Source organism: Herbaspirillum sp. WKF16, assembly GCF_028993615.1.
In the GTDB taxonomy this organism is placed as follows: Bacteria; Pseudomonadota; Gammaproteobacteria; order Burkholderiales; family Burkholderiaceae_D; genus Herbaspirillum.
In genome coordinates, this window is the sequence record NZ_CP118632.1 from 2,491,332 (window position 1) to 2,510,754 (window position 19,423).

At 63.2% G+C, this 19,423-nt stretch carries 18 protein-coding genes; 11 read left to right on the forward strand and 7 right to left on the reverse strand.

Translation table 11 applies throughout. The annotated features are described in order from the left end of the window. The first annotated feature begins 137 nt into the window (after positions 1–137). The 6 genes from Herbaro_RS11375 (at position 138) to Herbaro_RS11400 (ending at position 6,558) form a co-directional block, all read left to right on the forward strand. Positions 138–359, forward strand: a complete 222-nt coding sequence (locus tag Herbaro_RS11375) for a DUF3311 domain-containing protein (protein WP_446719322.1) — start codon at positions 138–140, stop codon at positions 357–359. Continuing rightward, positions 360–1,856 (forward strand): monocarboxylate uptake permease MctP, encoded by a 1,497-nt coding sequence (gene mctP, locus Herbaro_RS11380; protein WP_275013935.1) that lies wholly within the window; start codon positions 360–362, stop codon positions 1,854–1,856. Positions 1,857–2,142: 286 nt separating this feature from the next. Next, positions 2,143–3,372 (forward strand): chromate efflux transporter, encoded by a 1,230-nt coding sequence (gene chrA / locus Herbaro_RS11385; RefSeq protein WP_275009741.1) that lies wholly within the window; start codon positions 2,143–2,145, stop codon positions 3,370–3,372. A 217-nt stretch (positions 3,373–3,589) separates the two neighbouring features. Continuing rightward, positions 3,590–4,750 carry a zinc-dependent alcohol dehydrogenase gene (locus tag Herbaro_RS11390; RefSeq protein WP_275009742.1) on the forward strand — a complete coding sequence of 387 codons (1,161 nt, stop codon included), beginning with the start codon at positions 3,590–3,592 and terminating at the stop codon, positions 4,748–4,750. A 187-nt stretch (positions 4,751–4,937) separates the two neighbouring features. Continuing rightward, positions 4,938–5,351 carry a ribbon-helix-helix domain-containing protein gene (locus Herbaro_RS11395; RefSeq protein WP_275009743.1) on the forward strand — a complete coding sequence of 138 codons (414 nt, stop codon included), beginning with the start codon at positions 4,938–4,940 and terminating at the stop codon, positions 5,349–5,351. 22 nt (positions 5,352–5,373) lie between these two features. After that, complete coding sequence (locus Herbaro_RS11400) at positions 5,374–6,558, forward strand: extracellular catalytic domain type 1 short-chain-length polyhydroxyalkanoate depolymerase (protein WP_275009744.1); 1,185 nt, start codon at positions 5,374–5,376, stop codon at positions 6,556–6,558. Positions 6,559–6,695: 137 nt separating this feature from the next. Here the strand turns inward: Herbaro_RS11400 and Herbaro_RS11405 are convergent, their stop codons facing one another. The 3 genes from Herbaro_RS11405 to Herbaro_RS11415 all read right to left on the reverse strand — a co-directional run bounded on the left by Herbaro_RS11405 (position 6,696) and on the right by Herbaro_RS11415 (position 10,707). Then, positions 6,696–8,147, reverse strand: a complete 1,452-nt coding sequence (locus Herbaro_RS11405) for a cytochrome c (RefSeq protein WP_275009745.1) — start codon at positions 8,145–8,147, stop codon at positions 6,696–6,698. Between the two features lie 15 nt (positions 8,148–8,162). Further along, positions 8,163–9,944, reverse strand: a complete 1,782-nt coding sequence (locus tag Herbaro_RS11410) for a GMC family oxidoreductase (RefSeq protein WP_275009746.1) — start codon at positions 9,942–9,944, stop codon at positions 8,163–8,165. 70 nt (positions 9,945–10,014) lie between these two features. Then, entirely contained in the window at positions 10,015–10,707 is a 693-nt protein-coding gene (locus Herbaro_RS11415) for a gluconate 2-dehydrogenase subunit 3 family protein (protein ID WP_275009747.1), read from the reverse strand. Between the two features lie 356 nt (positions 10,708–11,063). Between Herbaro_RS11415 and Herbaro_RS11420 the strand changes: the two genes are divergently transcribed. The 3 genes from Herbaro_RS11420 (at position 11,064) to Herbaro_RS11430 (ending at position 13,880) form a co-directional block, all read left to right on the forward strand. Continuing rightward, on the forward strand, positions 11,064–12,275 hold the full coding sequence (locus tag Herbaro_RS11420) for a GAF domain-containing sensor histidine kinase (protein WP_275009748.1): 1,212 nt from the start codon (positions 11,064–11,066) through the stop codon (positions 12,273–12,275). Positions 12,276–12,375: 100 nt separating this feature from the next. Continuing rightward, positions 12,376–13,581, forward strand: a complete 1,206-nt coding sequence (locus Herbaro_RS11425) for an alcohol dehydrogenase catalytic domain-containing protein (RefSeq protein WP_275009749.1) — start codon at positions 12,376–12,378, stop codon at positions 13,579–13,581. 74 nt (positions 13,582–13,655) lie between these two features. Continuing rightward, positions 13,656–13,880 (forward strand): hypothetical protein, encoded by a 225-nt coding sequence (locus Herbaro_RS11430; protein WP_275009750.1) that lies wholly within the window; start codon positions 13,656–13,658, stop codon positions 13,878–13,880. Positions 13,881–13,926: 46 nt separating this feature from the next. Here Herbaro_RS11430 and Herbaro_RS11435 read toward each other — a convergent pair whose 3' ends face one another. The 3 genes from Herbaro_RS11435 to Herbaro_RS11445 all read right to left on the reverse strand — a co-directional run bounded on the left by Herbaro_RS11435 (position 13,927) and on the right by Herbaro_RS11445 (position 16,490). Next, a complete protein-coding gene (locus Herbaro_RS11435; protein WP_275009751.1) occupies positions 13,927–14,307 on the reverse strand; it encodes a response regulator in 381 nt (126 codons plus the stop codon). Between the two features lie 188 nt (positions 14,308–14,495). Then, positions 14,496–15,368, reverse strand: coding sequence for a hypothetical protein (locus Herbaro_RS11440; protein ID WP_275009752.1), 873 nt, complete (start codon positions 15,366–15,368; stop codon positions 14,496–14,498). A 204-nt stretch (positions 15,369–15,572) separates the two neighbouring features. After that, the gene (locus Herbaro_RS11445) at positions 15,573–16,490 is read right to left on the reverse strand and encodes a LysR family transcriptional regulator (RefSeq protein WP_275009753.1); all 918 of its coding nucleotides are present in this window, start codon (positions 16,488–16,490) and stop codon (positions 15,573–15,575) included. Between the two features lie 134 nt (positions 16,491–16,624). Here Herbaro_RS11445 and Herbaro_RS11450 point away from each other — a divergent pair, with 134 nt between their 5' ends. Then, a complete protein-coding gene (locus Herbaro_RS11450) occupies positions 16,625–17,611 on the forward strand; it encodes an aldo/keto reductase (RefSeq protein WP_275009754.1) in 987 nt (328 codons plus the stop codon). A gap of 37 nt (positions 17,612–17,648) precedes the next feature. Next, complete coding sequence (locus tag Herbaro_RS11455) at positions 17,649–18,572, forward strand: Gfo/Idh/MocA family protein (protein ID WP_275009755.1); 924 nt, start codon at positions 17,649–17,651, stop codon at positions 18,570–18,572. 53 nt (positions 18,573–18,625) lie between these two features. On the opposite strand, the gene Herbaro_RS11460 is transcribed toward Herbaro_RS11455, so the two are convergent. Next, a complete protein-coding gene (locus tag Herbaro_RS11460) occupies positions 18,626–19,387 on the reverse strand; it encodes an SDR family oxidoreductase (RefSeq protein ID WP_275009756.1) in 762 nt (253 codons plus the stop codon). Positions 19,388–19,423 lie beyond the last annotated feature (36 nt).

Below are 19,423 nucleotides of genomic sequence, written 5' to 3' on the forward strand. Positions count from 1 at the left end.
CATAAAAAAATGCCCAAGAAACGATATGGACCGCAATTGTTTATATCCGGAGACATCCCCGCAAAACCCGTCGCACGCCATGTCGCGGATGTACTCCAGGCCACCTATCCATTTTTCATAACGACATAGGAGATCTGATGTCCACCGACATTTCGTCCGGAAAAGGGGAGCGGAGCTATCTGAAAGCCCTGCTGCTGCTGCCCTTCATTGCCTTGCTCTGGGTCCCGTTCTACAACACCGAAACGCCCGAGCTGCTCGGTTTCCCCTTCTTCTACTGGTACCAGCTGCTGTGGGTGCCGCTGACCTCCCTGATCATCTGGATCGTCTACCGCGACGGCCTGAAGAAAGGAGTCGAGTAAATGGAGACCAACAACATTCACTGGTCGGCCCTCTGGGTCTTCATCTTCTTCTTCGCGCTGGTCACCATCATGGGCTTCTGGGCCTCCAAATGGATGGCCGGCCCCAAGAACAAGGGCGCCCACCTCGATGAATGGGGCCTGGGCGGCCGCAACTTCGGCACCTGGATCACCTGGTTCCTGGTCGGCGGCGACTTCTACACCGCCTATACCGTCATCGCGGTGCCGGCGCTGGTCTATGCGGTCGGCGCCTATGGCTTCTTCGCCCTGCCCTACACCATCCTGGTCTACCCGATCGTGTTCGTGATCATGCCCAAGCTGTGGCATGCCGCGCACAAGGCCGGCCACGTGACCGCCGCCGACGTCGTCTGGGGCCGCTACAAGTCGCGTCCGCTGGAGTTCGCCATCGCGCTGACCGGCGTGGTCGCGACCATGCCCTACATCGCCCTGCAGCTGATCGGCATGGAAGTGGTGATCAAGGCGCTGGGCCTGACCGGCGAACTGCCGTTGCTGGCCGCCTTCGTGATCCTGGCCTTGTACACCTACTCGGCCGGCCTGCGCGCTCCCGCGCTGATCGCCTTCGTCAAGGACATCATGATCTACATCGTGGTGCTGGTGGCGGTGATCGTGGTGCCGGCCAAGCTGGGCGGCTACGGCGCGGTGTTCAGCTCGGCGCGCGACGCCTTTGCCCTCAAGGGCGGCGCCACCGGCCTGACCCTGAAGCCGACGCAGTTCCTGCCGTTCGCGACCCTGGCGCTGGGCTCGGCCATGGCGGCCTTCATGTACCCGCACACCCTGACCGGCATCTTCGCCGCCAAGGATGCCAACACGATCCGCAAGAACGCCGTGTTCCTGCCGGCCTATACCGTGCTGCTGGGACTGATCGCGCTCTTGGGCTACATGGCCTATGCCGCTGGCATCAAGGTGCAGACCAACAACGACGTGGTGCCGGCGCTGTTCAACGGCCTGTTCCCGGGCTGGTTCGCAGGCTTCGCCTTCGCCGCGATCGCCATCGGCGCGCTGGTGCCGGCGGCGGTGATGTCGATCGGCGCCTCCAACCTGTTCACCCGCAACTTCTGGAAGCCTTACATCAACCCCGGCATCAATGCCGAGGGTGAAGCCAAGGTCGCCAAGATCGTCTCGCTGGTGGTCAAGTTCGGCGCGCTGGTGTTCATCCTGTTCCTGCCGACCAAGTTCGCGCTGGACCTGCAGCTCCTGGGCGGCGTGTGGATCCTGCAGACCTTCCCGGCGCTGGTGTTCGGCCTGTTCGTCGGCTGGTTCGGCGCGCGCGCCCTGCTGTGCGGCTGGGCCGTGGGCATCGTCGGCGGCAGCTGGATGGCCTTCGCCGACGGCATCAAGCCGGTGCACACCTTCGTGGTGGGCGGCGACTCCTACACCATGTACACCGGCCTGATCGCGCTGGCCATGAACATCGTGGTGGCGGTCATTGCCAACCTGGCGCTGGGCAAAGGCTCGCAGCCTGCGCTGAAGCAGTCGTAAGTCTCCGGAGCCTTGCAAAAAGCCGTGCCCGCCATCACGCGGGGCACGGCTTTTTTTCATCATGAACGCGTCTGCGGCCCAGAACGTTGCGCGTCCGGGCGCCAGCAACATCTGCGCTTGCAGGTGCATTGAGCGGTTCGCGTCCAAGGCGGGCCAAGACCTTGCGCAATCCCGCGCCCACCCGGGAGGCGAGCTCAGGCCGCCAAGAGCGACCCTCAATGTCTTTGCCCGGACTTTGCTGTAGAGTCCTGTCGGCGCAATGCCAATCATCAGCCGAAGTCGCCAAATGTCAGCCGCCGAGAACAACTCTTCGTTCCATCTTCCGTCCGAGAGGGAAAGCCTGTGGGCGCTCTTTCTCATCTTCCTTCGCCTGGGCCTGACTTCGTTCGGCGGCCCCGTGGCTCATCTGGGGTACTTTCGAGAAGAGTTCGTTTCGCGCCGCCAATGGCTTTCTGAAAGAAGCTTCACCGACTTGGTCGGATTATGCCAGTTCCTGCCGGGACCGGCCAGTAGCCAGGTGGGAATGGCGATCGGAATGCTCAGAGGAGGCTATTCTGGCGCGCTCGTGTCTTGGGCGGGCTTCACCCTGCCGTCGGCCACTGCGCTGATTCTGTTCGCGGCAGGTATTTCGCTGCATGAAGACACGCTGTCGCCAGCAAGCTTGCATGGATTGAAGGTCGTGGCCGTCGCGGTGGTGGCTCAAGCGGTATGGGGGATGGGGCGAGCTATCTGCATCGATGTTTCCCGCATCGTAATCATGGTGGTTGCCGCCTGCGCGTGCCTGGCATTCCCTGGCGGCCTGTCCCAGATCGCAATCATCCTCCTGGCCGCCATTGCGGGACTGGTTTTGTGCGGCGGCGCGCCACAGCGGCAGGCTGATGCACTTCCTATCGCCGCAAGCTCCAGGTCGGGATTAATCTGGTTGGCCATCTTTTTGCTGCTGCTCATCGGCTTACCGATCGTTTCCCGCTTCGCGGACTCACAGGCACTGAGCAACTTCGACGCTTTCTTCCGGGTCGGCTCTCTTGTGTTCGGCGGCGGGCATGTTGTATTGCCGCTTTTGCAAGCGGAGGTAGTGCCGAATGGTTTGGTCGGCAACGATACCTTTCTCGCCGGTTACGGCATCACCCAGGCAATGCCGGGGCCGCTGTTCACCTTCACCGCCTTTCTAGGCGCATCCATGACGGTAGGTCCGACAGGCTTGGGTGGGGGGCTGCTGTGTTTGTTTGCTATTTTCTTGCCTTCATTCTTGCTGGTGGCCGGAACGATCCCATTTTGGAATGCACTGCGACGCAATGCCGGAGCGCAGGCCTCTCTGGGCGGGGTCAACTCAGCAGTGGTGGGTATGCTGCTGGCAGCGCTATATGATCCGGTATGGATTGGCGCTATACATCATCCGTCCGATTTTGCGCTGGCGCTAACGGCGTTTGTCGCTCTCTCGTTTGGAAAGGCGCCCCCGTGGCTTGTGGTGATGATCAGCGCCATTGCAGGTCCCCTGATTGAAAAGCTTGCCTGATTTCAGTGTGCGCGGTCGGTGATCGCGTCCCGCTTCCGAGGCGCCGGACCAAGGCATCGACCTCGGCCTGTCCATCTTCTTCAAGCCGCCCCCTCAAAAGCTCATGTAACGCCTCCTTACACGGAGAAAGGTGGATTCCCTACTCCCCAATGGTTTTTTCTGCCGCATGCTGGCCGCACTCATCAATCCATGAGCCAGCGAATCACCGGAGAGCCCCATGCGCGCCTTGACCTACCATTCTGCCCACGACGTCCGTGTCGATAATGTGCCCGATCCGATCATCCAGGAACCGGACGACATCATCCTGAAGGTCACGGCCACGGCGATCTGCGGCTCCGACCTGCACCTCTACCGCGGCAAGATGCCCGGCATGAAATCGGGCGATATCCTCGGCCATGAATTCATGGGAATCGTCGTCGAAGCGGGGCCGGAAGTCAGGACGCTCCAGAAAGGCGACCGTGTCGTCGTGCCCTTTGTCATTGCATGCGGGAAGTGCTTCTTCTGCGATATGAGTCTCTATTCCGCCTGTGAGACGACCAACCCGGATCGCGGGAGCATCATGAATCGCAAAGGCATTCGCTCCGGGGCCGCCCTCTTCGGATTTAGCCACCTGTACGGCGGTGTGCCCGGCGGGCAAGCCGAATATGTCCGCGTGCCCAAGGCAAACGTCGGTCCGATCAAGATCCCGTCGAACCTGGCGGATGAGCAAGTGCTCTTTCTCAGCGACATCCTGCCCACGGGATACCAGGCGGTCGTCAATGCCAATGTGGGGCCGGGAAGCAACGTCGCCATCTTCGGCGCCGGCCCGGTCGGCCAGATGGCGGCGGCGAGTGCGCGCATGCTGGGCGCCGAACAAATTTTCATGGTGGATCACCACGACTACCGGCTGCAATTTGCCGTCGCCCAGTACGGCGTCATTCCCATCAACTTCGATGAGGTCGATCCGGGGGAATTTATCGTCGCGAACACCTCGAACCGCGGCGTCGATGCGGTGATCGACGCGGTCGGTTTCGAGGCCAAGGGCAGCGCCATCGAAACGGCGCTGACTGCGGTCAAGCTCGAAGGCAGCAGCGGCGAGGCGATCCGTCAGTGCATCTCGGCGGTGCGGCGCGGCGGCGTGATCAGCGCGCCGGGCGTCTACGCGGGATTCATCCATGGGTTCCTGTTCGGCGATATTTTCGAAAAGGGCGTGTCGGTTCGCGCCGGCCAGACCCACGTCCAACATCACATGCCGGAACTGCTCAGGTGCATCGAAGAAGGCAAGATCAAGCCTGAGGCCATCATTACCCATCGCCTGCCCTTGGCGGAGGCGCAGCGCGGCTACCACATCTTCGACGAGAAGGAAGAAGACTGTCGCAAGGTGATCCTGACGCCGTAGTTCGCCAATGAAGAGCTTCCCGCCCGCTGCCCATGAGCGGGCTTTTTTTTGGCCGCAACCCTGATGGGATGAGCCGTTGCGCCGTTCGGCAAAAAATTTACCCTTCTTTCAAATTAAAGGCGCATACTCCATGAACCATCCATGCACCATCCATATGGATGGTAATAAATCTACATCGAGGGAATAAATGTCAGTCACTGAACTCAGGCCGCGCGTTGGCGATAGTGAAAAAATCACAATCAATCTCGGGGTCGTCGATCTTGGACAAATCGACTTGTTGGTTCAGGAAGGGTTTTATTCCAACCGCACCGACCTCATCCGCACGGCCATCCGCAACCAGCTGGGCGTGCATGCCGATGTGGTCAAGCAGACCGTCGTTCGCAAAAGCCTCGTCCTTGGACTGCAAACCTATACCCGTCAGCAGTTGGAGTCGTTCCGGGCCGCGGGCGAAAAGTTGCAGATTCAGGTGGTGGGGCTGGCCACGATCGCCGCCGACGTCTCGCCGGAATTGGCGGCGGCGGTGGTCGAATCGGTCACGGTGCTCGGTGCCTTCCATGCCAGCAACGCGGTGAAAGCCGCGCTAGCCGGCAGGATCCAATAGCGTCACCCCTCAAAGGAAATACATGTCCAAGCTCCGCGATCTACAAGCGCGACTCGCCGCCATGGCAAGCTCGCACCAGTCGCCACATGCAGGCAATGTCGCACAGGTGATCCACAACGCCCTCTCGGCTGCCGGCCTCCTGCCCCGTAATCCGGAGAACGATCCGCCGGGCAAGGGCGATCCGGCCGCCCGCAGCGCCGCTGCTCCCCATGAGCGCGGCTCGATGCGCGTGGTGAATGAATTATTGGCCGGACTGGGAGCCGCGCCGGCATGGCGGGAGCAGGCAGACACCGAAGCCGCTGGAGCAACGATCGGCGGGCGCTTCGTGGACGGCGCTTTCTCCAATGAAGCGGGAACGCGCCGCTACAAGGTTTATATTCCAGCGGCCTACACCGGCCAGGCCATGCCGCTGGTGGTGATGCTGCATGGGTGCACCCAAGATCCCGACGACTTTGCGCGCGGCACGCAGATGAATGCGCTGGCGGAGGAAAAGGGATTCATGGTGGTCTACCCGGCGCAGGACGCCCAGGCCAATACGTCGAAGTGCTGGAACTGGTTCCACGCCATCGACCAGCAACGCGGACAAGGCGAGCCCTCGCTGATCGCGGGCATCACCACCGAGGTGATCGCTCGCTATGCGCTGGATGGCGACAAAGTCTACGTCGCAGGCCTGTCGGCAGGCGGCGCCATGGCCGTCATCATGGGATCCACCTATCCGGATCTCTACAGCGCCGTCGGCGTTCACTCCGGACTGCCCTATGCTTCCGCTTCGGACCTGCCTTCGGCGTTCAGTGCGATGAAGGGCATCGCGAGTCGACGTCGGCCCGGCACCGAGGGCGCATCCTCCACCGAACCGGTGCCGATCATCGTCTTCCATGGGGATCGCGACACGACGGTGAGTCCGGCGAACGGCGCGATCCTGATCGACGATTTTGTTGCGCGCTTCCCGGACGGCGAAAAAATAACGACCCTCATCGAAGAAGGAAAGGCATCCGGCGGGCGCGGCTTTTCGCGCACGTCGCTGCACGCCGAGGGGCGCCCCGTACTGGCGGAGCATTGGGTCATCCGGGGCGCCGGCCATGCATGGGCGGGGGGAAGTCCGAGAGGTACGTTCACCGATGCCGGCGGGCCGGATGCTTCGCAGGAAATGCTGAGGTTTTTCGATACCCAGTCTTCACGCGGTCCGGCAGGCCATCGCGCCAAATAAAGACGGCAACGGCAGGCCTCCGAGTGGCGCAAGAGCGACTCATCAGGCCCTGCCGGCGCAGATGTCGAGAACCAGCGAATGCCGCCGGAAAAAATGCCGATGCGGGCGAGCATCGCCAGCGCTGGATAAGCTGGCGTTCAATTCTTTCGCGCTTCGATGGGCCTGGCGTCCTTCCTGATGTTGGCGACGTCGGATGCGCTTACCTTGCCGCCCCGGTTGCCCCATGCCGTCTGGATGTAGGTCGCCACATCGGCAACCTGCTGGTCGTCGAGGATATTCGCATACGGCGCCATCGCCAGTCCGGCCGTCGCCGCGTGCGTGGACGGCTGCGCCCCGCCCGACAGGATGATGTGGATGGCCGAGATGCCGTCTTTTCCCTGCAGCACCGGGTTACCTGCCAGTGGCGGGAATGCCTTGCCGTAGCCGGTGCCGTTGGCCCGATGGCAGGCCGCGCAGCGGTCCAGGTACAACGCCGCGCCGGCGCCCTGTGGGCGCCCCGCATACGCCTCCCGCGCACTGGCGTCGTCATACTTGAAGGGCGCCGCGCCGTTCCTGCCCGGCAGGCCCAGCAGATACTTGGCCATTGCGTTGAGGTCGGCGTCGCTCATGTATTGCATCGAGTGCTCGATGACGTCGTTCATCGCGCCGAACGAGGCGGCATGCCGGTTGCGTCCGGTGCGCAGGAACTCCACCAGGTCGGCCTGGCTCCAGCCGGCCAGGCCGCCGCCGTGTTCGTTGCGCAGCGACGGCACGGTCCAGCCGTCGATGACCTGCCCGCCGGAGAGGAACAGCTTGCTGTCGTCATCGGAGAGCGCCTTTTCCTGCATGGTGAGGGAGCGCGGGGTGTGGCAGCTGCCGCAGTGGCCCAGGCCTTCCACCAGGTAGGCGCCGCGCACGGTCTGCCGGTCGGCGCCGGCCGGCGCTGCATATGGCGTCGGCGTGGGCGCGAACACCTTGCGCCAGATGCCCAGCGGCCAGCGCATCGACAAGGGCCATGGAATGGCGTTGTCGCGATTGGCTTGCGGCACGGCCGGCACCGCCTGCGAGAAATAAGCGTACAGCGCGTGGATGTCTTCCTCGCTCAGGCGCGAATAGGACGGATACGGCATGGCCGGATAGGTGGTGTATCCGTCCTTGGTGACGCCGGTGCGCATCAGCCTGGCGAAGTCTTCATAGCGCCAGTTGCCGATGCCATGGGTCTTGTCGGGCGTGATGTTGGTCGAGTAGATGGTGCCGATCGGCGAGTCGATCGGCAGGCCGCCGGCGAATGGCGCGCCGCCCTTGGCCGTGTGGCAGGCCACGCAATCGCCGGCCCGCGCCAGGTAGGCGCCGCGCTGCAGCTCGCGGTCGGCGTCCGTCAGCGGCTGGCCGGCCGCGCCCTTCTTCTCCAGGCGTTCGTTCAGGGCCGCGTCGGCCGGCGGCACGGTGAACTCCTGGCGGCGTTTCGCTTCCACGGTGGCCAGCCTCTCGGACGGCGCCGGCGCGGGCGGCGCGGTGATCGTCAGCGCCCCGTCCGCCAATGCCAGCCCGCAGGCAGCCAGGGCAACGGCGCAGAGCGCGGCGGAAAATGTCAGGCTTGGGGTTCTCATGGCGGGCATCCGGCGTCAGGCGTCGACCAGCGGGCGCGGGTCTTTGAGATAGTTCTCGCGAATGGCCCGGGCCGACCAGTAAGCCAGGGCGACGGCGGCCCCGGTCGGGTTGTAGCCGATGCCTTGCGCGAACACGCCGGAGCCCACCGCGAACACGTTGTGGACGTCCCAGCTCTGCAGGTACCGGTTCAGCACGCTGGTGCCCGGATCCATGCCCATGGCCACGCCGCCGGCCCAGTGCGTGGTCTGGTACGAGCGCAGGTCGGGCGCGTCGCCGATCTGCTTGACGGTGACGTTGATGGCCTTCGGGTTCAGGTTGCGCGCGATCTTCGTCGCCTGTTCGGTGACGTAACGGCTCATGCGGATGTCGTTGTCCTTCCAGTCGAAGGTAAAGCGTAGCAAGGGCTGGCCGAAGGCGTCCTTGTAGGTGGGATCGAGGTCGACGTAGACGTCGCGGTACACCATGTTGGCGCCGTGGGCGTCGAAGGACATGGTGTTCAGGTAGCTGTCCCGGACCGCACTCTTCCACTGCCGGCCCCACTTGGGCGTGCCGGGCGGCACGGCGATGCCGGAGATCGGCTTGGAGCCGGCGGGGTTGGACCAGATCGGCGAGCCGCCGACAAAGCCCAGCGGGCCGTGATCGAAGTGGTCGCCGTTGAAATCGTCGATGGCCACGCCGTTGCCGCCGGCGCCGATGAAACCGTTGATGTTCTTGCCGGGCTCGAAGAAGGCGTTGACAGTGGCCATCATCTGGAAGGCGACGTTGCGCCCCACTACCCCACTGCCCGACACCGGATCATAGGGTTTCCCGATCCCCGAGAGCAGGAACAGGCGCGCATTGTTGTAGGCGAAGGTGCTGGCGATGACGATGCCGGCAGGCTGGAATACGGTGTCGCCGCGGCCGTCGATGTAGGTGACGCCGGTGGCCTTCTTCTTGCTGTCGTCCAGCTCGATGCGCAGCACGTTGCATTCGGTGCGCAGTTCGAACAGCCGGGTCAGGCGCAGCGCCGGGAGGATGTTGACGTTGGGCGAGGCCTTCGAATAGTTATAGCAGGCGTAGCCGGAGCAAAAGCCGCAGAAGGTGCACGGCCCCATCTGGCAGCCGTACTGGTTGACGTAGGGCGCCGAGGCGTTGGCCGAGGGCAGCGCGAAGGGATGGAAGCCGGCCTCCTCGGCCGCCTTGCGAAACAGCGCCGACTGGTATTGCTCCTTTTGCGCCGGCAAGGGAAAGGCGTCGGAGCGGTCGGCCTCGAAGGGATTGCCGCGGTCGTTGATCACCTTGCCGCCAACCCGGTAGGCAGTGCCGGAAGTGCCCATCATCTTCTCGCCGAAGTCGAAGAAGGGTTCGAGTTCCTCGTAGCTCACGCCCCAGTCCTGCAGGGTCATGTCCTGGGGGATGAATTTCTTGCCGTAGCGCTCCTCGTAGTGGCTGCGCATGCGCAACTCCTCCGGCAGGATGCGCCAATGGCAGCCGGACCAGTGCAGCCCGGCCCCGCCGACGCCCTCGCCCGGCTTGAACATGGCGATCTGGCGGTAGGGAATGGCCGTGTCGGCCATCTTGCGGCGGAAGGTGAAGGAGGACTTCGCGATGTTCTGGAACAGCTTGAAACGCTGCTGGTAGTCGAGTTCGTCGATGGTCTTGGGATAGGCGCCGTCGGGATAGGTGTCGCGATAGACGCCGCGCTCCAGCGCTACCACGCTCAAGCCCGCCTCCGTCATTTCCTTGGCCATGATGGCGCCGGTCCATCCGAAACCGACGATGGCGACGTCCACTGGCTTCATCTTCTTCTGGGCCACGTTCTTGTCCTGTTCTGGTCAATCGGGGGAAGGCGCTCCCGGGGCCTGCGGCGCCCCGGCGCAGCGCCTCTCAGCCGCGCGATACCGGCGGCAGCGGATACTTCTTGCCGTACTGCTCGACCCAATCGAAGTAGTCGGCGCGGGCGCCCGGGAATCCGATCATCTTCCACGACAGCATGCCCTTGTTGCCGCCGTCGGCCGGGTCGCAGAAGTAGCCTTCGCGCACGTTCTGCAGCAATTGCGTAAAGAACGCCGCTGCCGGGATCTCCCCCATCTTCAGCGAACCCTTCTCAAGATCGGTGATCGCCTCGATGCGCTGCGCTTGCGCCAGTGCGGGAAAGTCCTTGCCGTATTGCTGCCGTATCGCGGCCGAGAAGCCGGCCAGGCTTTTCCGATAGAGATCGGCGGGAGGATATGGAAGCTGGTAGCCGAACACCGCCGGGGCATCGCGGTCGAAGGGACCTTGCATGTACCACAGCTGGCCCCGGCCATAGGGCGTGTTCATCTGGGCATCGATGAATTCCGGGACGCCGGCCTCGATGGCGCCCGGGCCGGTCTCGTCAGCCGGGATCAAGGTATCGGCCATGGCGCTGAGCAGCGTGAATTCTTCCTGGCTGAAAAAGGACGGCTTGTAGGGCGCCGCGCCTTGCGCCTGCCCGCGCATCGCCGGGACCGCCGCCAATGCCAGCGCCGCGGCCGGCGCCGCAGTGATGGCGCCGCGCAGGAAGCTGCGGCGGTTGGCCGAAATGCTGATTTTCTTCATAGGTAATTCCCGCTCGAAGAGAAGTCTTGTCGCCTTCTTTATTTCATCGCCGCCTTCTTTGGCTGGAAGGCGACGCGCGTTCATTTGCCTTGCACGGCCAGGCGCATTGCGTCCGGTCCGCTTGAATGGAGGTCTTTTCCGAACGGATAGTTCCGGAAAATGACTGGCCGCGGAAAGATCGGGCTGGCCTCCCCGGCAGGCATGATCCCCGCAGCTCATCAGCAAGCGGACGACATTTCGAAGCGGATCCTCTCCAATTCTGGTACAACGGTTGCGCCGGCCCCGACATGGCGACAGCGGCTTGCACCCGCGCGCCTTGGGTTCGCCCCCGCAGATCCGCCGCCAGACCATCACCCATGACCTCTCAAGATACTGATCAGCAGCTCAGGAAAGACATTGAACTCATCGCCCAAATCGATGCGATCCCGGCCATCCTGGACGTGATCTGCAAGACCACCGGCATGGGCTTCGCCGCCGTCGCGCGGGTGACCAAGGAGCGTTGGATCGCCGGCCAGGTGCTGGACAAGGTCGGTTTCGGGTTGGCGGCCGGCGGGGAGCTGGCGGTCGATACGACCATTTGCGATGAAATCAGGGATAGCGGCAAGATGGTGATATTCGACAATGCAGCGGAAGATCCTGCATTTTGCGACCATCACACGCCCCGCATCTACGGGCTTAAAAGTTATATTTCCGTGCCCATCTACCGCAAGGGCACGGAGTTCTTCGGCACCCTGTGCGCCATCGATGCCAACCCGGCAAAGGTGAACACTCCCGAGATCATCGCCACCTTCCAGCTGTTTGCGGAGCTGATCGGCAAGCATATCGACGCCCGGGAGAGAGAGGCGGCCTCGGATATGCAACTGCTGCTGGAACGCGAGGTGGCAACCCTGAGAGACCAGTTCATCGCGATCCTGGGACACGACCTGCGCAACCCGCTCAATTCGATCTCCGTAGGGACGCGCCTGTTAAAAGACGGCATTTCTCCCGACAAGCTCCCCACCATCATGCGCATGGAGCGCAGCATCCAGCGCATGGAGTCCCTGATCGCCAATACGCTTGATTTCTCAAGGGCGCGCCTGGGCGGCGGGTTCGAATTGGACCGGCGCATCGAACATCATTTGCACGACCATCTCTCCCAGGTGATCTCCGAATTGAGCGCCGCATGGCCCGGCAAGCACATCCATACCGGCATGGCGCTCTCATCCCCGATCAACTGCGACAGCGCCCGAATCAGCCAGATGTTTTCGAACGTCCTGTCGAACGCATTGACGCACGGTGCGCGCGACAGCGACGTCGATTGCCTGATCGAAGGCGACGATCGCCGCCTGCACATCGAAATACGCAATGCCGGGGAGCCGATCGCGCCCGACGTCATGCGCCGTCTGTTCCAGCCATTTTCACGGGGCGGCGACCGGGCCGGCAAAAACAGCCTGGGACTCGGCCTGGGTCTGTACATCGCCTCCGAGATCGCCAGGGCGCATGGCGGCGTCCTCACCGCGACGTCGGATCCCGGTGTGACGTCCTTCGTGTTCGAGATGCCAAACGCCCCGGGAACGGCGCCGGCCTGAAACGGCGGCCGGGACAGCTACATCGCCTTCAGCGTCCGTCCGACATGACTGGCCGTCCATTGGATGATAGGGTCGGCACAACCACATCCAGGGCTGATCCATGCGCGCAGTTGTCTTCAACTCCGGTCACGACATCCGCGTCGAGCATGTGTCGGCGCCGGTCATCGACCTCCCGGATGACATCATCGTGCGCGTCACGGCTGCGGCATTGGGCGGCGTCGATCTTCACATCTATCGCGGACAAATCTCCGGCCTGAAGGAGCGCGACGTCCTTGGCCGGGAGTTCATGGGGATCGTCGAGGAAGCGGGCCCGGCTGTCAGCGCCGTCAAGGTCGGCGACCGCGTGGCGGTTCCCTCGGTGATTGCTTGCGGCAAGTGTTTCTTTTGCCGGCGAAAGCTCTATTCGGCGTGCGAGATCAGCAACTTCGACCGCAGCACGTTGATGAATGAAAAGGTCATCCGCTCAGGCGCCGCCTTCTTCGGCTACGGCCATTTTCATGGCGGCCTGCCGGGCGGCCAGGCTGAGCTGGTGCGCGTGCCGCGCGCCAACAGCGGCCCTCTGGCGCTGCCGGAGCAAGTCAGCGACGACCAGGCCATCTTCCTCTCTGATGCGCTCCCCACGGCCTACCAGGCCGCAATCAATGCCGCCATCCGGCCCGGCGATACGCTGGTGATCTTCGGCGCCGGCCCGATCGGACAACTGTGCGCCGCTTGCGCCAGGGCGATGGACGTCGGCAGGATCTACATGGTGGATCGACACGATTATCTTTTGCGATTTGCCAGCGACAACTACGACGTGATCCCCATCAACTTCTGCTCGTCGGCAACCGAACGCTTCGTTGTCGAACATACCGGCTATCGCGGCGCCGACTGCGTGATCGATGCGGTGGGGTTCGAAGCAGGCGGAAGTCCGCTGGAAACAGCCCTGGCCGCGGTCAAGCTGGAGGGCGGCAGCAGCAAGGTGCTGCGCCATGCCATTGCCACGGTCCGACGCGGCGGGCATATCAGCGTGGCGGGGACCTATCAAGGGCTGTTGCATGGATTCCCGTTCGGGGAGATCTTCGAGAAGAACATCACCCTGCGCGCAGGGCGCACCAACGTGCAGGAGCACCTGCCCACGTTGCTGGATTGGATCCTGGAGAAGAAGATCCGGCCCGAGATCATCGTGTCCCATCACCTCGATCTTGAGGAGGCGCCGCGCGCCTACAACATGGCCAACGGCCATCTGGACGAACGACGCAAGATCGTCCTTGTTCCCGGATTGAACGAACGATCCGGCAAGGGCGCGCCGGCTTCGGAGCAATGAGGCCCGGCGGATGTTAAGCTTCCGGTATATTTGCCGTAAAGAAACGGTATCTCCGGAAGCATTCGCGCGCGTCCATGTCATCCTTGACCTGCAGTTTCTCTTATCGCAACTTCGATGTGACCATCGTCGGGTATGAAATCCCCGGCGGATGGCGGCTGGCTGTCGAATTGCGGAAAGGGGATGAGGTGGAAATACTGCGCGACGCGGAAAGCGTCTATCCCGACTTCGCAAGCCTGCGGAGCATGGGAATCTGGACGGCCCATCTGGCCATCATGAAAAAAACCACGAGCCTGGAGTAGCTGAACCGCGTCAATGCCTGCGCCGGGGAGTCGGATCCGGCGATGCTCAGGTCGCGGCAAATCTTGTTATTGCCTCGACAAGATCCTGGATCGAGCATGGCTTGAGCAGCACCTCGTCGAACAAGCCAAGCATCCACGATTTGTCCGTCAGTGGCGTTGCCGTGATGGCAATGATGGGAATGTTGCGCAGGTGCGGCAGTTTGCGGACGGTGGAGGCCAAGGTAATGCCATCGATGCGCGGCATGCGCAGGTCGGTCAGGATGACGTCGATGGGGCCTTCTTCCAACCTGAGCAGGGCTTCCGCGCCGTCCCCGGCCTCGATCACCCGATAACCCTGGTTGGAGAGAGTAAACGCGAAGATCTCGCGGGCGTCGGCGTTGTCTTCCACAACAAGAACTGACGCTTGCTGCCGGGTGGTTTCATTCATCAAGAGCAATCAAGGCACCGCACTGTCGAAATATCACAAATCATCTGGAGCTATGACGTGACAACGAGATAAAGATTCAATCGACGTCGCCTGGCGGCGACATGCGCCGCTGAAGAGTATCAATTCGACAATCCCCGTGCAAGAACAAGCATGGCCGCCCCGCCACGCAATGCGGCCTCGCGCGGGATCTAACGGGCGGCGGCCGGCGCCGGCGCGGCCGCCTTGGGAGTATCCGGCTTGCTGTCGGCCTGTCCTTCGCCGACGCCATCCTTCACCGGCGGCGGCACGTCGGTGTGGATCATCACGAGCGTGCAGACGCGCGCGGTGCGCCCGCGCGTGTTGAGCATCTCGCCGTTGCCCGTATAGATCTTGCCGTTACCGGTGAAGGCGCCGGTGAACTTGAAGGTCCATGGGAAGTTGCTCTGCTTGAAGCGGTAGCCCATGCCTGCGAGCGGCAGGTTGTCGTCGTTGATGGTGCCCGACAGCACTTCCTCGGCGACGGCGTTCTTCCGGTGCAGCGTGACCTTGTCGCCATTGACCTCGGCTGCGAACCTGGCCTGGTAGGCCGGCTTGTCCGCCGCCAGGCGGTTGGCGTCGCAGGACATCACGGCGCGCCAGCGCCCGTCGGCGACCACCGGCCCTCCCGCGGCGCGGCCGGCGCCGGAAAAACCGTTGCTGCCGTTGATCCCCAGCTTGATCGTGATCGCTTCGGGGTAGTCGAAGCCGGCGCCGCTGTTGCGGTCGATGGCGTAGCCGATGAGGCCGCCGATCAGCACGTTGCCCCAGACGTTGACGTTGGCCTTGGAGACGATCTTCTCGTTGCCCGAAGCGTCGTTCTTGGCGCATTCCACCATCAGGTCGCCCGTGCTCTTCTTGACCGAGACGCTGCCCGGCGTCTTCACGTACCACTTGCCGACGTCATTGCTCAGGGTGCAGCTGGCGCCTGAGACGATGGTGCTTCCCTGCGTGGCCTGCACCGAGATCGGCTGCTCCTGCGATCCTGTAATCGAAGCGCACCCGGTCAGCAGGACGGCAATCGACAACACCAGAATTCTTAACATTGGTTTTTCCCCGGTTTCTTATTGTCAGTCCCGGTCGGCGCCGACCTGCGGGACGCTGGAAGTCGGTTCCAGCAGCCGGGAATATAGCCGAGCGCGTTGGTTTTTTTCTGACGAAATCCTGACAAAGAAGCCCGCCGGCGCGTGAACGTGAAAAAAAACTTGGCCTGCGTGGATGGCCCCGTCCGGGACGAGTGCGGCCCGTCCCTAACGCAGCCTGGCGAGCCCATGCTGGATGCGGATGATGTCGATCAGCTTTCGCAGCGCGGGATGTGCGTGGCGCCGGTTGCTGTAGTACATGTGAAACGGCTCGCTGGGCGCGGCGAAGTCGGGCAGGACGACTTCCAGCGACTTCTCCTCGATTTCCTTGCGGATCCTTGCCTCCAGCAGGTAGGCGATCCCTACCCCCGCCTTTGCCGCGGTGATGGTCGCTGCCGTGTTGTTGATGGTCACCAGCCCGGGAACGCGGATGCGCTGCTTGCCCTTCCCCTTTCCAAATTCCCATTTGTAGCTGGAGTTGTCGCCCAGTAGCAGCTGGAGACAGTTATGGTTCGCCAGATCCTCAAGCTGGACAGGACGGCCGTATTTCCGAAGGTAGCCGGGCGACGCGGCCGCCACCCATCGGTGAGCGCGGGTCAGCGGCGCAGTCACCATGCCCTCGGGCACGTAGTGACCGTAGCGGATTCCTGCGTCGTAACCTTCGCTGACGATATCGATGGGCCTGTCGTCCACGACAATTGCCAGTTTGACATTGGGGCATTGCTTCACGAACTCGGGTATCGCCGGCTCGACCAGCAGGTGGGCCGCGTCGGCAAAGACATTGATGCGCAGCTCGCCCAGGCTGCTCGCCGCCGCGGCGTCAAGCATGCCCAGCGCTGCGCCTATCTTATCGAAGCCCTCCTCCAATTGCAGCGCCAACTCCGCCCCGGCCGCCGTCGGTGAGACCGCGCGGCTTGAGCGGTACAGCAGTTGGGTGGACAGCTTATCCTCCAGGCGCTTCATTGCGTGGCTGGCGGCCGACGGGGTCAGTCCCAATTGGATGGCGGCGGCCTTGAAGCTGCCCGTGCGCAAGATCGTGACGAACACCCGCAGGTCTGAAAAATCGATGTGGTCCAGCAAGGACATGGATGAATTCCAATCACTTCATGAATTAATTAGGCTCATGTTAAACCATAAGCTTTCCTCCCGGCCACGCGGTATAAGTAGAGCATGGCGCATGCCTTCGCGCCCTCGTGCCTCAATGCAAAAGGATTGGCAATATGAACTCAAGAACTTTCGGCCGCACCGGCGCCGACGTGTCGGAAATCGGTTTCGGCGCATGGGCCATCGGCGGCTCCTGGGGCGATGTCTCCAGCCAGGACGCCAAGGCGGCATTGAACGCTGCGCTCGATGCGGGGGTGTCCTTCATCGATACCGCCGACGTCTATGGCGACGGACGGTCGGAGCAGCTCATCGCCGAAGTCCTCAAGCAGCGGGGTGGCGCCAGGCCCTTCGTGGCGACCAAGGCCGGCCGCAGATTGTCGCCGCATATCGCAAGCGGCTATACCCGGGAAAACCTCACGGCGTTCGTCGAACGTTCGCTCGTCAACCTGGACGTGGATTGCCTGGACCTGGTCCAATTGCACTGCCCGCCGCCGGAGGTCTACTACCAACAGGAAGTCTTCGGATATATGGACGATCTCGTCGCCGCCGGGAAAATACGGCATTACGGCGTGTCGGTCGAGAAGGTGGAGGAAGCGCTCAAGGCGATCGAATTCCCGAACGTGGCGTCCATCCAGATCATCTTCAACATCTTCCGCCAGCGCCCGGCCGCCCTCTTCCTGCAGGAAGCCAAGCGCCGCAACATTGCGGTCATCGCCCGCGTTCCATTGGCCTCGGGCCTGCTGACCGGGAAAATGTCGGCCCAGACCGCGTTCGCAACCGACGACCACCGCAGCTTCAACCGCCATGGCGAAGCCTTCGACGTGGGCGAGACCTTCTCCGGCGTGCCTTACGAGGTGGCGCTTGCGGCCGTGGAGAAGATTCGCGAGCTGGTTCCGGAAGGCGTACCCATGGCGCAGTTTGCGCTTCGCTGGATCTTGATGGACAGCGGCGTGACGACCGTCATTCCCGGCGCAAAGAACGTGCAGCAGGCCCAGGCCAACAGTGCGGCAAGCGCGCTGCCGGCGATCCCGGCGCCAGTCATGCATGCGCTCCGGCAAATCTATCTGCAAGATATCGCGCCGTTCGTTCATCAGCGCTGGTGATGCAATCAACGATCCGAACCGAACCCCAAGGACACCAATGAAACCGCTCAAAATCGCCATCGCCGGCGTCGGCAAAATCGTCTACGACCAACACCTTCCCGCCATCCGGGGCAACCAGGATTTTGAACTGGTGGCCACGGCCAGCCGCAACCATACCGTCGACGGCGTTCCCGCATTCAAGGGCATTCAGGAAATGCTCTCGTCCCAGCGGGATATCGACGCCGTGTCCCTGTGCATGCCGCCGCAGTATCGGTATGAGGCGGCGCGGCTGGCGATTCGCGCCGGGAAAAGCGTGTTCCTGGAAAAGCCGCCGGGCGCCACCCTTTCCGAGATCGAGTCGCTGAAGAAGCTGGCCGCCGAGTATGCGGTCACGCTTTTCGCAAGCTGGCACTCCCGGCATGCTCCGGCCGTGCAGGTCGTCAAAAGCCACCTGAACGAGCATCCGCCCCGGCGGGTCAAGGTGATCTGGCGCGAAGACGTGCGCCACTGGCATCCCGACCAGGAGTGGATCTGGCAACCCGGCGGCCTCGGCGTGTTCGACCCGGGCATCAATGCGCTTTCCATCGTCACCGAGATACTTCCGGAGGAAATCTTCCTGCGCACGGCGGCGTTGGAATTCCCGTCCAACCGACAAGCGCCGATCGGCGCGCAATTGTCATTCACCGACGCCACCGGCACCGACGTGCATGCCGACTTCGATTGGCGGCAGACGGGCGAACAGACCTGGGACATCCTTATCGACACGGACAGCACCCATCTCCACCTCAAGAAGGGCGGGCACGAGCTTTGGATCGATGCGGTCCGGCGCGATCTGCCGCTCGAGGGCGAGTACCCGTCTCTTTACAGGCACTTTGCCGACCTGATCCGGGGCCGGTCCTCCGACGTGGACGTCGCGCCGCTTCGCCATGTCGCCGACGCCTTCATGCTGGGGCAGCATGTTGTCACGGATCCGTTCATCTGACGGCAGCTGCGCAGGCGCCGGATTGCAGCCTTGCCAACGCGGCAAGGGCTCCCTCACTTGCCGCCGGTAGCGTCGAGGAAGGTGCCGGTGATGAAAGACGCCTCCTCGCCCGCCAGCCACAAGACCGCACGCGCCACCTCCTCGGGCTGGCCGCCGCGCCCCATCGGGATCGAGTCCTTGACGCGCTCCACCCTGCCCGGCTCGCCGCCGCTGGCGTGCATCTCCGTGTAGATGTGGCCGGGCCGGATGCAGTTCACGCGTATGCCTTCGCGCGCGACTTCCTTGGCCAATCCGGTCGTGAAGGTCTCCAGGGCGCCCTTGGAGGCGGCATAGTCGACGTATTCGTTCGGGCTGCCTAGCCTGGCGGAGGCCGACGAGATATTGACCACCGCGCCGCCGCGCCCGCCGTGGCGGAACGACATGCGCCTGACGGCCTGCTGCGCGCACAGGATGGGACCGATCGCGTTGACCGCGAAGATGCGCTGCATGCGCTCGAAACCGAGATCTTCCAGCCGCGACTGGCGCTCAAGTATTGCGGCATTGTTGACCAGCACGTCGATGCGCCCAAATGCGCCGTCGATCGCCTCGAATAGCCTGGCCACCTGCGCCGGATCGGCGCTGTCGGCCTGCACGGCCAGCGCGCGACGGCCCTGCGCGCGCACATCGTCCGCCACCGCCCGGGCCGCGGACGCATTGGCGACATAGCTCAAGGCCACGTCATACCCCCGGGCCGCAGCCAGGCGCGCGGTTGCCGCGCCCATGCCGCGGCTGCCGCCGGTGATCAGGATGACCGGCGCCTGCGATGCGTTGTTCATTCGAGAACCCTCCTTGTCGTAAAAAGAATCCGGCGC